Below are 13,781 nucleotides of genomic sequence, written 5' to 3'. Positions count from 1 at the left end.
GCAGACTTGACCGGACTCCAGGGGTCCGGCGCACGAGGCCGGGGACCAAAGCGAAGGATGGGTATGCCGACCACACCAGCCACCGCGACGCACAGCTCGTCGAACGGCACCGCAGAAGCGATCATGCTCGAACTGGTCGACGAGAACGGCACCACCATCGGCACCGCGGAGAAGCTGGCGGCCCACCAGGCCCCCGGGCAGCTGCACCGCGCGTTCTCCGTCTTCCTCTTCGACGAGCAGGGCCGGCTGCTGCTCCAGCGCAGGGCGCTCGGCAAGTACCACTCCCCCGGCGTCTGGTCGAACACCTGCTGCGGGCACCCCTACCCGGGTGAGGCCCCCTTCGCGGCGGCCGCCCGGCGTACGTACGAGGAGCTGGGGATCGCGCCCTCGCTGCTCGCGGAGGCGGGCACGGTCCGCTACAACCACCCGGACCCGGCTTCGGGCCTGGTGGAGCAGGAGTTCAACCACCTGTTCGTGGGGATGGCGCAGGAGGAGCTGAAGCCGGATCCCGAGGAGGTCGGTGAGACGGCGTTCGTGACGGCGGCGGAGCTCGCCGAGCGGCATGCCGACGCGCCGTTCTCGGCGTGGTTCATGACCGTGCTGGACGCGGCGCGGCCGGCGATCCGTGAGCTGACGGGGCCGTCCGCGGGCTGGTGACCGGCTCTCCGAGCGGGTACGGGGCGGTCAGAGCTGCGTCTTCAACGGCAGCGCCGCCCAGATCATCTTGCCGCCGCTCGCGATGTGCTCCACATCGCAGGTCCCGCCCGCCTCGGCGGTGATCTCCTTGACCAGCAGCAGCCCGCGGCCGCCGGTCTGCGCGTAGTCCGTCTCCAGCGCGGTGGGCCGGTAGGGGTGGCTGTCCTCGACCGACACCCTGACCCAGTCGGCGCCGATGGCCACCTCGACCGCCAGCTCCGGCGAGAGCAGCGCCGCGTGTTTCACGGCGTTGGTGACCAGCTCCGAGACGATCAGCAGCAGCCCTTGGAGGATGTCGTCCTCGATCGGCACGCCCTGACGGCCGAGGAGGTCGCGCACGGCGTGCCGGGCCTGGGGCACGGACACGTCAACGGCGGGGGCGGTGAAACGCCACACCCCCTCGTACGACACGGGATCAACAGGGGGGCTTCCGAGGCTCTCCATCGTCCGGCACCAGCTCTCACTCGCACTGCACTGACCGTCGAGTAAAGAGTGTTGGGAATGGCTTGGTCCATACCGTGCCACTGATCGTAAATAGCTGTGTATCGGCGCTATTTGACCGAAGGTGAGCGACGGTGCCAGGCGGTGGACTATTTCTGTCCGTCTTCCGGGGCCTTGGGCGAACTGTCCGTAGTCGGGCCAGGTACATCGAGCCGATCCGAGACCAGGCTGACGATGCGTCGGCCGCCCACCCCGATGGCAATCAGCCCGAGCCCGTCGAAGAGCAGGGCCAGCGAGAAGAAGACCCCGAGAACGTACAGGCTGCTGTGCGGCCAGTCGAACAGCACCAGCAGCCCCAGCAGCAGCCCGAAGGCCCCTTGCAGCAGCGTCCACCCCATCTGCGGACCGCGTACGACGACGCTGCCGACCAGCCGGAACACCCCGCCGGTCAGGAAGAGCAGCGCGGCGAACATGGTCAGGGCCTCGGCGGTGCCCTGCGGGTGGCGGATGACCACCACACCGGCGGCGAGGTTCAGGGCGGCGACCACGACGCCCAGCCAGAAGTAGTTGGTGCCGCGCGACTCGATCGCGTGCGCCAGACCGACGATGCCGCCGATCAGCAGCAGCCAGCCGAAGAGCAGCATGGAGGTGAGGGTGGCGAGGCCGGTGTAGACCAGGCCGATGATCCCCGCGATCACCAGCAGCGTGCCGAGGAGGGCGAGCCAGCTGAAACTGCGGGTCAGCTTCCTCCCCTCGGCGGCGGGTCCGCGCTTGCCGCCCGTGGCGGTGCGTCCGTGCTTCCTGCCCTCGGCAGTGGGTCCGTCCATCGACAGCTCCTTACGGTGCGTGTCCGCTTCGCGACCCCTTCTTGATCATAGGTTCGAACCGTACGGATAGCATCCGGCCCATGGACCGTACGGAACCCCAGCTCCTCCCCTCCGTCGACGGCGGTGTCGCCACCGTCGTGATCAGCCACCCCGCCAAGCGCAACGCGATGACCGCCGCGATGTGGCGGGGCCTGCCGGAGCTGCTGGAGCGGCTGGCCGCCGATCCGGCCGTCCGGGTGCTGGTGCTGACGGGCGCCGGGGACACCTTCTGCGCCGGGGCCGACATCTCCACGCTGCGGGAGGGCTCCGGGGACGCCCAGGCGCTTGCGGTGGCGGCCGAGGAGGCGCTGGCCGCCTTCCCCCGGCCGACGCTCGCGGCGGTGCGCGGCTACTGCGTGGGCGGCGGCAGCCAGCTCGCGGCCGCCTGCGATCTGCGGTTCGCGCAGGAAGGCGCGCTCTTCGGCGTCACCCCGGCCAAGCTCGGCATCGTCTACCCGTCGTCCTCCACCCGACGGCTGGTCGCCCTGGTCGGCCCGGCCGCGGCGAAGCACCTGCTGTTCTCCGGTGAGCTGATCGGCACGGAGAGGGCCCTGCGCACCGGACTGGTGGACGAGGTGCTGCCGGCCGGCGGCCTGGACGAGCGGGTGGCGGCGTACGCGGCGGTCCTGGCCTCGCGCTCCCAGCTGACCCAGGCGGCGGCGAAGGAGTTCGCGGCGGGACGGCAGGACCGGGACGCGTACTGGGCCGGGCAGGCGCGCTCCAGCGGCGACACCGCCGAGGGGGTCGCCGCCTTCCTGGACCGGCGCGAGCCGCGCTTCACCTACACCACGGGGTCTGCCGGGTGAGACTCCGGCGGCGGTGACGTACGCAGCGCCCTGCCCCCTCCCCTTTCGCTCCCCGGGGTTCCTGCCGTACCGACCAGTCGGTAACGTGCGGGTATGCGTACTCTTCCGGCCCGCGCGGAACGCCGTTGTCACAACGCCGTCAACCCGCTGCACTCGTGCCTCTTCTTCTCCCCCGACCTGGGCGCCGAGCTGGGCAAGCTCGGCATCGAGGACCCCAGCGCCGCCTACTTCGCCACCCGAGCCGCCGCGCTCGGGGCCGTGGGGGCGGGCACCGTCACCGCCACGTTCTACAACTTCAACCCCGCCCTGGTGGCGCGGCACGTACCCGCCGTCTGGTCCGTGGCCTCGCCGGAGCAGGTCCTCGGGGCGCGGCTGCGGGCGGCGGACGCGACGCTGCGGCGGGTGCTCGGGGAGGAGATCATCGCCTCCGAGGAGATGGCGGAGGCGGCCCGGCTCGCGCTGCGCGCCACCGAGGCGTGCACCCCGCACGCCCGGCCGCTGTACGCCGCGCACGCGGAGCTGGAGGTGCCCGACGAGCCGCACCTGGCGTTCTGGCACGCGGCGACCCTGCTGCGCGAGCACCGGGGCGACGCGCATCTGGCCGCCCTGCTCGCCGCCGGACTGGACCCGCTGGAGTCGCTGGTCAGCCACACCGCCACCGGCAAGGGGATGGCGATCCGCTGGATCCTCTCCTCCCGGGGCTGGCGCCGCACCGACTGGGAGGCGGCCTCGGACCGGCTGCGGGAGCGCGGGCTGCTGGAGGCGGGCGAGGAGCCCCCGCTGACCAGTGCGGGGACGGCGCTGCGCGCGGAGGTGGAGGAGGCGACGGACCGGATGGACCTGGCCCCGTACGAGCATCTGGGCGCCGAAGGGGTGGAGCGGCTCACCGAGCTGGGGCGCGGCTTCCTCTTCACGGCGGCCGCGGCGGGCGCGTTCCCGGCCGAGGCGACCGGGCGCTGACCCCCGCGCTGCCGCACCGGGGCCCTCGCGCGCGGTGCGGGGGCTCCGGGCGTGTTCCAGGAGGTCGGGCGACAGGGGCCCCGGCCACCCGGCACAATGCAGGCGAAGGGGATCACCACCCCCGGTAAGAGCGTGCTCACCGCACCACGGGCACGGCCAGCACAGCCAGTACGAGAAGGCGAGTCGGGAAAACCGTGACGACGTCCATCGAAGGCAGGATCGCCGAGGAGCTCGGCGTACGTGAGCGACAGGTCAGGGCGGCCGTCGAGCTGCTCGACGGCGGGTCCACCGTGCCGTTCATCGCGCGCTACCGCAAAGAGGCGACCGAATCGCTCGACGACGCGCAGTTGCGCACGCTGGAGGAGCGGCTCCGCTATCTGCGGGAGCTGGAGGACCGGCGTACGTCGATCCTCGAATCCGTCCGCGAACAGGGCAAGCTCGACGCCGCGCTGGAGGCCGCGATCCGGGGCGCCGAGACCAAGGCGCGCCTGGAGGACATCTACCTGCCGTTCAAGCCGAAGCGGCGGACGAAGGCCCAGATCGCCCGCGAGGCGGGGCTCGAACCGCTGGCGGACGGCCTGCTCGGCGACCCGTCGGCCGATCCGCTCGCCGCGGCCGCCGCGTTCGTGGACGGCGACAAGGGTGTGGCGGACGCGGCGGCGGCCCTGGAGGGCGCGCGGGCGATCCTCACCGAGCGGTTCTCCGAGGACGCCGACCTGACCGGTGAGCTGCGCGAGCGCATGTGGACGCGCGGCCGGCTGGCGGCGAAGGTGCGTGAGGGCCAGGAGGAGGCGGGCGCCAAGTTCGCCGACTACTTCGACTTCGCGGAGCCGTTCACCGCGCTGCCCTCGCACCGGGTGCTCGCGATGCTGCGGGGCGAGAAGGAGAACGCCCTCGATCTGGTCCTGGAGCCGGAGGAGCCCGAGGCCGCCGAACGGCCGGGCCCGTCCGCGTACGAGAACATGATCGCCCGCCGCTTCGGCGTCGCGGACCGGGGCCGCCCGGCCGACAAGTGGCTGGGTGACACGGTGCGTTGGGCGTGGCGGACCCGGATCCAGGTGCACCTGGGGATCGACCTGCGGCTGCGGCTGCGCACGGCGGCGGAGGACGAGGCGGTACGGGTCTTCGCCTCGAACCTGCGCGATCTGCTCCTCGCCGCCCCGGCCGGGACGCGCGCCACGCTGGGCCTGGACCCCGGATTCCGTACGGGGGTGAAGGTCGCGGTCGTCGACGCCACCGGCAAGGTGGTGGCCACCGATGTGATCCACCCGCATGTGCCCGCCAACAAGTGGGACCAGGCGCTGGCTAAGCTGGCGCACCTGGCGAAGGAGCACGCGGTCGACCTGATCGCGATCGGCAACGGCACGGCCTCCCGTGAGACGGACAAGCTCGCCGGTGAACTGATCGACAAGCACCCGGAGTTGAAGCTCACCAAGGTAATGGTCTCGGAGGCGGGCGCCTCGGTGTACTCCGCCTCCGCCTTCGCCTCGCAGGAACTGCCCGACATGGACGTGTCGTTGCGCGGCGCGGTCTCGATCGCGCGGCGGCTCCAGGACCCGCTGGCCGAGCTGGTGAAGATCGACCCGAAGTCGATCGGCGTCGGCCAGTACCAGCACGACCTGTCCGAGGTAAAGCTCTCGCGCTCGCTGGACGCGGTCGTCGAGGACTGTGTGAACGGCGTCGGCGTGGACGTCAACACCGCCTCCGCTCCCCTGCTTTCACGGGTCTCGGGGATCAGCTCCGGCCTCGCCGAGAACATCGTGGCGCACCGCGACACCAACGGCCCCTTCCGCTCCCGCAAGGCGCTCAAGGACGTGGCGCGGCTGGGCCCGAAGGCGTACGAGCAGTGCGCGGGCTTCCTGCGGATCCGGGGCGGCGACGATCCGCTGGACGGTTCCAGCGTGCACCCGGAGGCGTACCCGGTGGTGCGCCGGATGGGGAAGACGGCGGGCGGCGAGGTGGCCTCGCTGATCGGCAACGCGGAGGCGCTGCGGTCGCTGCGCGCGGCGGACTTCGTGGACGACATGTTCGGGCTGCCGACCGTGACGGACATCCTGAAGGAGCTGGAGAAGCCGGGGCGCGACCCGCGACCCGCGTTCCGTACGGCGACCTTCAAGGAGGGCGTCGAGAAGCTGGGCGACCTGGAGCCCGGCATGGTGCTGGAGGGCGTCGTGACGAACGTGGCGGCGTTCGGCGCGTTCGTCGACATCGGCGTCCACCAGGACGGTCTGGTGCATGTGTCGGCGCTGTCCAAGACATTCGTGAAGGACCCGCGCGAGGTCGTGAAGCCCGGGGACATCGTGAAGGTCAAGGTCATGGACGTCGACATCCCGCGCAAGCGGATCTCGCTGTCGCTGCGGCTGGACGACGAGCCGGGCGCGGGCGGTGGCTCCGGCGGCGGGCAGGGGCGTGGTGAGGGCCGCGGTGAGCGGGGCGCCCGTCCGCCGAAGCAGCGGCAGGGGCAGGGCGGTCAGGGGTCCGGTGGCGGCCAGGGCCGTCAGGGGGGCGGCCGGGACCGGCGCGGTGGTGGCGGGGGCTCCCGGCAGGGGCAGGGCGCTCCGGCTCCGGCGAACAGCGCGATGGCCGATGCGCTGCGGCGGGCCGGGCTGACCGACCCGAAGCAGGGTGGCCGGGGCCGCTGAGACGGAAAGGAGGTGGGGGCGGATCGCCGCGTGCGGCCCGCCCCCACCTCCGTAACTCCGTAACTCCGCCCGGACTTCTCAGACTTCCTTGACCTGGCCGTCCGCCACTTCGATGCGGCGCGTGGTGCGGACCGCTTCGAGCATCCGCCGGTCGTGGGTGACCAGCAGCAGCGTGCCCGTGTAGCTCTCCAGGGCCGCCTCCAACTGCTCGATGGCGGGCAGGTCCAGATGGTTCGTCGGCTCGTCGAGCACCAGGAGGTTGACGCCCCGGCCCTGGAGCAGGGCGAGGGCGGCGCGGGTGCGTTCGCCCGGGGAGAGGCTGGTGGCCGGGCGCATCACATGGTCGGCGCGCAGGCCGAACTTGGCGAGCAGCGTGCGGACTTCGGCAGGTTCCGTGTCGGGCACGGCGGCACAGAACGCCTCCAGCAGCGACTGGGAGCCGAGGAAGAGCCTGCGGGCCTGGTCGACCTCGCCGACCACCACGCCCGAACCGAGCGCGGCATGACCGGAGTCGAGCGGGAGCCGCTCCAACAGGGCGGCGAGCAGGGTGGACTTGCCCGCGCCGTTGGCTCCGGTGATGGCGACCCGGTCGGCCCAGTCGATCTGGAGCGAGGCGGGGCCGAACGAGAAGTCGCCGCGCACCACTTGGGCCTCGCGCAGGGTCGCGACGACCGATCCGGAGCGCGGGGCGGTGGCGATCTCCATCCGCAGCTCCCACTCCTTGCGCGGCTCCTCGACGACATCCAGGCGCTCGATCATGCGCTGGGTCTGCCGGGCCTTCGCCGCCTGCTTCTCGCTCGCCTCGCTGCGGGCGTTGCGGCCGAGCTTGTCGCCGTCGGTGGCCTTGCGGCGGGCGTTCTTGACGCCCTTGTCCATCCAGGAGCGCTGCATATGGCCGCGCGCCTCAAGGGCGGCCTTCTTGTCCGCGTACTCCTCGTACCCCTCGCGGGCGTGCCGCCGGGCGGTCTCGCGCTCTTCCAGATAGGCCGCGTACCCACCGCCGTAGAGGTTGATCTGCTGCTGGGCGAGGTCGAGTTCCAGCACCTTGGTGACCGTGCGCATCAGGAACTCGCGGTCGTGGCTGATGACGACGGTCCCGGCCCGCAGCCCCGAGACGAAGCGCTCCAGCCGCTCCAGGCCGTCGAGGTCGAGGTCGTTGGTGGGCTCGTCCAGCAGGAAGACATCATAGCGGGAGAGGAGGAGGGAGGCGAGTCCGGCGCGCGCCGCCTGGCCGCCGGAGAGCGCCGTCATCGGCAGCTCCAGGCTCACGGTGAGCCCCAGCTCGGCGGCGACCTGCGCGGCCCGCTCCTCCAGGTCGGCACCGCCGAGGGCGAGCCAGCGCTCCAGGGTCTCGGAGTACGCGTCGTCCGCGCCCGGGGCCCCCGCGACCAGGCCCTCGGTCGCCTCGTCCATGGCGCGCTGGGCGTCGGCGACCCCGGTGCGGCGGGCCAGGAACGCGGCCACGGTCTCGCCCTCGCGCCGCTCGGGCTCCTGCGGGAGGTGGCCGACGGTGGCGGTGGGCGGGGAGAGCCGCAGCTCGCCCTCCTCGGGGCGGTCGAGTCCGGCGAGCAGGCGGAGCAGGGACGATTTTCCGGCGCCGTTGACTCCGACGAGACCGATCACGTCTCCGGGGGCGACGACGAGGTCGAGTCCGGCGAAGAGCGTGCGGTCACCGTGTCCGGCGGCGAGGTCCTTGGCGACGAGGGTGGCAGTCATCAGGGGGCCGATTCTAATGGCCGCGTGTCTGTGGCCACGCCGGGCGGTGTTGGCCTGGTCCTGGCCGCGGGGCGCGGTGTCGGCTCGGACCTGGCCACGCCGGGCGGCATCGGCCCTGCCCTGCCCGGCCACGGGTGCGCGGCCTTCGGTGCGCGGCCGGGCCAGGCGGCCTCAGCCGGGCGACGGCGTGCGGGCGCCTGGCGCCCGGTACCGCCCGGCGCCGTCGAGCCGGTCCCGGCCGCCGGGCGGTCGCTCGCCCGACGCGCGGCCGTCCGTCCATCCGCCCCGAGCGCGTTCTCCGTTCTGTCCTTCTGCCCGGGGCCCGCCGGGCGGTCAGCCGATCCGGTGGACCAGCTGGGTGCTCAGTTCGTACCGCGCGCCCACTATCGCCAGTTTCCCGGCGGCCACCTTCGCCGCGAGGTCGGCCTCGCGCGCGAGCCGGTCCCGGACCAGCCGGACCTGGGCGCTGACCGTGGCGTCCACGCGTGCGTCACCGTGCTGCGAGTGAACGATCGCGGGCTTGATCCGGTCGGCCACGTACTGGATGTGCGCGGGCAGGCGCTCCCCGGTCTCCTCCGCGTGCACGGCGGCGGCGACCGCGCCGCACGACTGGTGCCCCAGGACCATGACCAGCGGGATACCCAGTTCGAGGACGCCGTAGGCGATGCTGCCGAGGACCGCCTCGTCCAGCACCTCTCCGGCTGAGCGGACGCTCATCAGGTCGCCGAGCCCCTGGTCGAAGACCAGCTCCGGCGGGACACGGGAGTCGATGCAGCCGAGTATCAGTGCGAAGGGCGACTGCCCGGACACCAGCGCGCGGCGCACCGCGACGGCCTCGTGGGGGTGGCGCTGGCGCAGCGTGCGCCACCGGCGGTTCCCGGCGGCGAGTTCCTTCAGCGCCGCGGCGGGGGTCGTGGGCCTGGCCGGGGGCGCGGCCGGGGCCCGCGGGGTGGCGCCCACGGGCGAGGACCCGGCGGTGAGGAGGCCCGCCGCCGCGGTGGCGGCGGAGGCACGGAGAAGGGTGCGGCGCGTGGTCGGCGCCGTCCGGGCGGGTCGGGTGAGTCTCACAGCCGGACGCTAACCCTCGTACGGCTGAGGCGAGTTGGCACCTGACTCCCCTTGGCCACACCTTGACCATCTCTTGGCCGGGCGAGGGCGAAGGGCCCATCCTGGGCGGGTGGTGTGACACAGCCGAGCGTGTCACACCACCCGTCCGGGAACAGGGAGAGCCGGTCAGCTGAACCGGTCGAGCGTGATGAACGCTTCCTGGGGGTTGCCGTCGTGGACCAGCGACTCATGGGCGCCGACGTCGTCGAAGGCGAAGCCGTACGCCTTGCCGTCCACCATCTGCGCGTGGATGAGGCGGGAGTAGTGGTTGGTCACGGAGTCCCGGTAGAAGTTCGCCGCGTTGTTGTCGGGGTGGTTCGTACCGTTCAGCAGGGTGGAGCGGTTGAAGCCCGCGCACAGGGTGCGGGAGATCGGACCGCGTACGTGGTCGTTGGGGGCGTCCAGGTGCTTGTAGCAGCCGAAGACGCTGTCGGAGTCCGGCTTCTGGAACGAGGTGACGACGGCGCCCGCGCTGTTGGTGAAGTTCATGACGTTCCCGGAGACCCGGCCGTAGTACTTGGTGTTCGGCTCGTGCGCGAAGGGGGTCACCGTGAGGACGGAGCTGCTGTAGCGGCTCCAGACCCGGTTGATGTAGTCGTTCATGATCCCGGCCGGCAGGGCACCGGAACCGACGCCGTGCCCCGGGGACAGGGCGCGCACGACCGTACCGTCGGGCCGGGTCTGGATGAGGCCGGCCCAGCCGCCGGACTGGTTGCGGAGCCCGTTGAGGACGGCGTTGTAGCCGCCCGCCTTGAGGCGGCCGGTGTTCTTGACCGAGCCGCTGGGCGTCTTGACTCCGACGGCGTAGGGAGCGGAGAACATGTCGACCTGGGTGCTGTTGATCCACAGGCCCGCGTCGTTGAGCGTGTACTCGGTCCAGTTGAAGAGGATGTTCCTGTTCGGGTCGCTCGGGTTCTGCACCGCGGGCTGGACGAGGCCCCCGGTGGTGAGCCTGAAGTCGAGCTTCTGACCGTACGAGAAGTAGACGCGGCCGGAGAACTTCGGCATCCGGATCGTCACCGACTGCCCGTTGCGCGGCCCGGCGATCGAGGCGTCCGGCGCCGGAGTGGGCGGGTTGCCCCCGGCGGGCCAGGGATGGAACGTGCCGTTCGCGTCGGCCCAGCCCTGGCGGCCGGTGGAGAGCTGCGTTCCGAGGTTGTAGACGTAGATCTGGTCGGCGCGTCCCGAGTCGTTCTTGATGGTCAGCGGGATGGTGGCGGGCACCGCGGCCTCGGCGGGGGTCCCGCCGAGGCCGGTGGTCAGACCGAGGGCCAGGGCCAGCGCGGCGGTCAGCGAAGCGAGGCCTCTCCATGGAGCGGGCATGCTCGTCCTCCTCATCGGGCGAAATCCGTGGGTGGAACGGGGAAATCCGCGGGTGGTACGGGGGTACATCACCTGGATTCTGAGAGCGCTCTCAGAATCCCGCCGCCGCCAACAACTGTCAACGAGCCTGCCTCAACTCTTCGAACCCGTCCCCGCGTCCGCCTCCGCGCCCGGCCCCGAGTCCGGCCCGCGCCCGCCCCCGCCCTGGCCTCAGGATTCCGGCTTCCGTTAGCGTCCGTTCAGCGACGGACGCGCACCGGAGCGACGGACGCGCGGCGAGAGGACGGTCGGCACAGTGGCGGAAGTGGCCGTGAAGGCGGATGTGATCGTGGTGGGCGGCGGGGTCATCGGCCTCACCACCGCCGTGACGCTGGCGGAGCGCGGGCTGCGGGTGCGGGTCTGGTCGCGTGATCCGGCCGGAGCGACGACCTCGGCGGTGGCGGGGGCGCTGTGGTGGCCGTACCGGATCGAGCCGGCCGAGCGGGTGGGCGCCTGGTCGCTGGAGACGCTTGCCGTGTACGAGGAGCTGGCAGCGGCCGGGCCCGAGGAGACCGGCGTACGGCTGGTGGCGGGGGTGCACTCCGGTGAGCGGTTCGCGGCGCTGGGGCCGTGGGCCGCGGAGCTGAAGGGCGCCGTGGAGGTGGCCGAGGGGCTGCGGGTGGTGCTGCCGCTGCTGGACATGCCGGTGCACCTGGCGTGGCTGGAGCGGCGGCTGGTGACGGCGGGCGGTGCGGTGGAGCGGCGGGATGTGGCGGGGTTCGGGGAGGCGGCGGAGCAGGCCCCGGTGGTGGTGAACTGCACGGGGCTCGGGGCGCGCGAGCTGGTGCCGGACACAGGGGTGCGGGCGGTCCGGGGGCAGTTGGTCGTGGTGGAGAACCCGGGGATCGCGGAGTGGTTCACCGAGGCGGACTCGGCGTCGGCCGCGACCACGTACTTCTTCCCGCAGCCGGCCGGTCTGGTGCTGGGCGGTACGGCCGAGGCGGACGACGAGCGCCGGGAGCCCGATCCGGGGACGGCGCGGGAGATCGTGGCGCGGTGCGCGCAGGTCCGGCCGGAGATCGCGAGCGCCCGGGTGCTGGGGCACCGGGTGGGGCTGCGGCCGGTGCGGGAGGGCGGGGTGCGGATCGGAGTGGAGGAGCTGCCGGGCGGCGGTCTGCTGGTGCACAACTACGGGCACGGCGGTGCGGGCGTGACCGTGGCCTGGGGCTGCGCGCGGGCGGCGGCCGCCCTGGTGGGCTGAGCCGCCGCCGCACTGGATCCCTCCGCGCGGGGTGCCGTCAGGCGGGGTGCCGTCAGGACCGCCGCGCGGGATGCCGTCGATGCCTCCACTCTGGACACCGCCGCGCGGGTGCCGTCGACACCGCCGTACGGATGCCGTCGACACCCCCGCGTGGGATGCCGTCGTACGGGGGGCCGTCAGGCGGGGCGGCCACCGCCCCGCCTGACCCCCGGACTCAGCTCTCGGGGCGCTTCTCGATCCGCTCCTCCTTGTGGCGTTCGTCCGTGGTGACGGCCGTACCGGGGCCGATACGGATCTCGAAGTCGCCGTCGTACTTGGCGTGCCCCTCGATCACCGCGGACTCGACCGCCTCCACGCCGAACTCCTGTCGGACGATCTGCGGGTCCCGGCGCAGGTCCCGCATCAGGGCCACGCACATGCCGACCATCACGACGACGAAGGGCGCGGCGACCAGGATGGTGAGGTTCTGGAGCCCTTCCAGCGCGTTCTCCTTGCCGTCACCGATGAGCAGCATGATCGCGGCCACCGCCCCGGTCACGACACCCCAGAAGATGACGACCCACTTGCTCGGTTCCAGGACGCCCTTCTGCGAGAGCGTGCCCATGACGATCGAGGCGGCGTCGGCGCCGGAGACGAAGAAGATGCCGACGAGGATCATCACCAGGATGCTCGTCACGGTGGCGATCGGGTACTCCTGGAGGACACCGAAGAGCTGGGCCTCGGGGGTGTCGGCGCCGGTGAGCTTGCCCGCCTCGTCCAGCTTCATGGCCGTACCGCCGAAGACGGCGAACCAGATCAGGCTGACCGTGCTGGGTACCAGGATGACGCCGCCGACGAACTGGCGGATCGTACGGCCCCGGCTGATCCGGGCGATGAACATGCCGACGAAGGGCGTCCAGGAGATCCACCAGGCCCAGTAGAAGACGGTCCAGCCGCCGAGCCAGTCGGCCACCTCACCGCCGCCGGTCGCCTCGGTGCGTCCGGCGAGCTGGCCGAGGTCGCTGATGTAGGCGCCCAGCGAGGTGGGGATCAGGTCGAGCACGAAGATCGTGGGGCCGACGATGAAGACGAAGAGGACCAGGAGCAGGGCCAGCACCATGTTGATGTTGGAGAGCCACTGGATGCCCTTCTCCACACCGGAGACGGCGGACGCGACGAAGCCGGCCGTCAGTACGGCGATGATGGCGACGAGGAGGCCGGTGCCGGCCTTGGCCAGCCACTCCAGCTCCTGGATGCCGCTGCCGATCTGGAGCGCGCCGAGGCCCAGCGAGGCCGCCGAGCCGAAGAGGGTCGCGAAGATGGCGAGGATGTCGATGACGCGTCCGGTACCCCCGCGGGCGTGGCGCTTGCCGATCAGCGGCTCGAACACCGCACTGATCGTCTGCCGCCTGCGCATCCGGTACGCGCTGTACGCGATGGCGAGCCCGACCACCGCGTAGATGGCCCAGGGGTGGAGCGTCCAGTGGAAGAGGGTGGTGGCCATCGCCGTCTGCATGGCCGCCGCCGCGTCGGCGGGGTCGGTGCCCGGCGGCGGGGTGCGGTAGTGGGCCAGGGGTTCGCTCACGCCCCAGAACATCAGCCCGATGCCCATACCGGCGCTGAACATCATCGCGACCCAGGAGATGGTCCGGAACTCCGGCTGCTCGCCCTCCTGGCCGAGGGAGATCTTCCCGTACCGGCTGATGGCCAGCCACAGGGCGAAGATGACGAAGCCCGAAGCGGCGAGCATGAAGGCCCAGCCGCCGTTGTGGATCAGCCCGTTGAGCAGCTTGCCGGACGCGGTCTCCAGCGACCCGGTGGCGGTCGCGCCCCAGATGACGAAGGCGAGGGTGAGGACCGCCGTGACGCCGAACACCACCCGGTCGGTGGTCGGGGCCCGGGTGCTGACCGGTTCGGGGGGAAGGTCCGCCGTGACCGACAGCTCCTCCCGGCCCTCCGCTGACTGGTCGTCCTGGGACACAAATGGCACCTTTCACCGAGTCCG

The 13,781-nt window shown here is 72.1% G+C and carries 11 protein-coding genes; 5 read left to right on the top strand and 6 right to left on the bottom strand.

Translation table 11 applies throughout. The features are described from left to right. The first annotated feature begins 63 nt into the window (after positions 1–63). Positions 64–657 (top strand): isopentenyl-diphosphate Delta-isomerase, encoded by a 594-nt coding sequence (idi, locus tag ACFW9Z_RS11945; protein ID WP_384638185.1) that lies wholly within the window; start codon positions 64–66, stop codon positions 655–657. Between the two features lie 27 nt (positions 658–684). Here the strand turns inward: idi and ACFW9Z_RS11940 are convergent, their stop codons facing one another. Together ACFW9Z_RS11940 and ACFW9Z_RS11935 are read right to left on the bottom strand one after the other, a co-directional pair. Next, positions 685–1,140, bottom strand: a complete 456-nt coding sequence (locus ACFW9Z_RS11940; RefSeq protein ID WP_384638183.1) for an ATP-binding protein — start codon at positions 1,138–1,140, stop codon at positions 685–687. A 146-nt stretch (positions 1,141–1,286) separates the two neighbouring features. Beyond that, complete coding sequence (locus ACFW9Z_RS11935) at positions 1,287–1,964, bottom strand: HdeD family acid-resistance protein (RefSeq protein ID WP_384638180.1); 678 nt, start codon at positions 1,962–1,964, stop codon at positions 1,287–1,289. 80 nt (positions 1,965–2,044) lie between these two features. Between ACFW9Z_RS11935 and ACFW9Z_RS11930 the strand changes: the two genes are divergently transcribed. The 3 genes from ACFW9Z_RS11930 (at position 2,045) to ACFW9Z_RS11920 (ending at position 6,411) form a co-directional block, all read left to right on the top strand. Further along, complete coding sequence (locus ACFW9Z_RS11930; protein WP_384638177.1) at positions 2,045–2,809, top strand: enoyl-CoA hydratase/isomerase family protein; 765 nt, start codon at positions 2,045–2,047, stop codon at positions 2,807–2,809. Positions 2,810–2,902: 93 nt separating this feature from the next. Further along, positions 2,903–3,769 carry a hypothetical protein gene (locus ACFW9Z_RS11925; RefSeq protein WP_384638175.1) on the top strand — a complete coding sequence of 289 codons (867 nt, stop codon included), beginning with the start codon at positions 2,903–2,905 and terminating at the stop codon, positions 3,767–3,769. Between the two features lie 194 nt (positions 3,770–3,963). Further along, entirely contained in the window at positions 3,964–6,411 is a 2,448-nt protein-coding gene (locus tag ACFW9Z_RS11920) for a Tex family protein (RefSeq protein WP_384638172.1), read from the top strand. Positions 6,412–6,489: 78 nt separating this feature from the next. Here ACFW9Z_RS11920 and ACFW9Z_RS11915 read toward each other — a convergent pair whose 3' ends face one another. The 3 genes from ACFW9Z_RS11915 to ACFW9Z_RS11905 all read right to left on the bottom strand — a co-directional run bounded on the left by ACFW9Z_RS11915 (position 6,490) and on the right by ACFW9Z_RS11905 (position 10,557). Further along, positions 6,490–8,127: an ABC-F family ATP-binding cassette domain-containing protein gene (locus tag ACFW9Z_RS11915; protein ID WP_384638169.1), complete on the bottom strand. Its 1,638-nt coding sequence runs from the start codon at positions 8,125–8,127 to the stop codon at positions 6,490–6,492. Between the two features lie 333 nt (positions 8,128–8,460). After that, the gene (locus ACFW9Z_RS11910) at positions 8,461–9,195 is read right to left on the bottom strand and encodes a carbonic anhydrase (protein WP_384638167.1); all 735 of its coding nucleotides are present in this window, start codon (positions 9,193–9,195) and stop codon (positions 8,461–8,463) included. Between the two features lie 165 nt (positions 9,196–9,360). Further along, positions 9,361–10,557: a glycoside hydrolase family 64 protein gene (locus tag ACFW9Z_RS11905; RefSeq protein WP_384638164.1), complete on the bottom strand. Its 1,197-nt coding sequence runs from the start codon at positions 10,555–10,557 to the stop codon at positions 9,361–9,363. A gap of 304 nt (positions 10,558–10,861) precedes the next feature. Between ACFW9Z_RS11905 and ACFW9Z_RS11900 the strand changes: the two genes are divergently transcribed. Further along, positions 10,862–11,797, top strand: a complete 936-nt coding sequence (locus tag ACFW9Z_RS11900; RefSeq protein WP_384638161.1) for an FAD-dependent oxidoreductase — start codon at positions 10,862–10,864, stop codon at positions 11,795–11,797. A gap of 214 nt (positions 11,798–12,011) precedes the next feature. Here ACFW9Z_RS11900 and ACFW9Z_RS11895 read toward each other — a convergent pair whose 3' ends face one another. After that, on the bottom strand, positions 12,012–13,757 hold the full coding sequence (locus tag ACFW9Z_RS11895; protein WP_384638158.1) for a BCCT family transporter: 1,746 nt from the start codon (positions 13,755–13,757) through the stop codon (positions 12,012–12,014). Positions 13,758–13,781: the final 24 nt, after the last annotated feature.

The organism is Streptomyces sp. NPDC059452 (genome assembly GCF_042750035.1).
In the GTDB taxonomy this organism is placed as follows: domain Bacteria; phylum Actinomycetota; class Actinomycetes; order Streptomycetales; family Streptomycetaceae; genus Streptomyces.
Note: the sequence above shows the minus strand (reverse complement) of the source record. Positions and strands in the feature narration are given on the sequence as shown.

What these genes read in the sequence shown, in the direction of transcription:
- ACFW9Z_RS11915 (WP_384638169.1), bottom strand. Translation starts at nt 8,127, where the DNA reads ATGACTGCCACCCTCGTCGCCAAGGACCTCGCCGCCGGACACGGTGAC.
- ACFW9Z_RS11925 (WP_384638175.1), top strand. Translation starts at nt 2,903, where the DNA reads ATGCGTACTCTTCCGGCCCGCGCGGAACGCCGTTGTCACAACGCCGTC.
- ACFW9Z_RS11940 (WP_384638183.1), bottom strand. Translation starts at nt 1,140, where the DNA reads ATGGAGAGCCTCGGAAGCCCCCCTGTTGATCCCGTGTCGTACGAGGGG.
- ACFW9Z_RS11905 (WP_384638164.1), bottom strand. Translation starts at nt 10,557, where the DNA reads ATGCCCGCTCCATGGAGAGGCCTCGCTTCGCTGACCGCCGCGCTGGCC.
- idi (WP_384638185.1), top strand. Translation starts at nt 64, where the DNA reads ATGCCGACCACACCAGCCACCGCGACGCACAGCTCGTCGAACGGCACC.
- ACFW9Z_RS11930 (WP_384638177.1), top strand. Translation starts at nt 2,045, where the DNA reads ATGGACCGTACGGAACCCCAGCTCCTCCCCTCCGTCGACGGCGGTGTC.
- ACFW9Z_RS11935 (WP_384638180.1), bottom strand. Translation starts at nt 1,964, where the DNA reads ATGGACGGACCCACTGCCGAGGGCAGGAAGCACGGACGCACCGCCACG.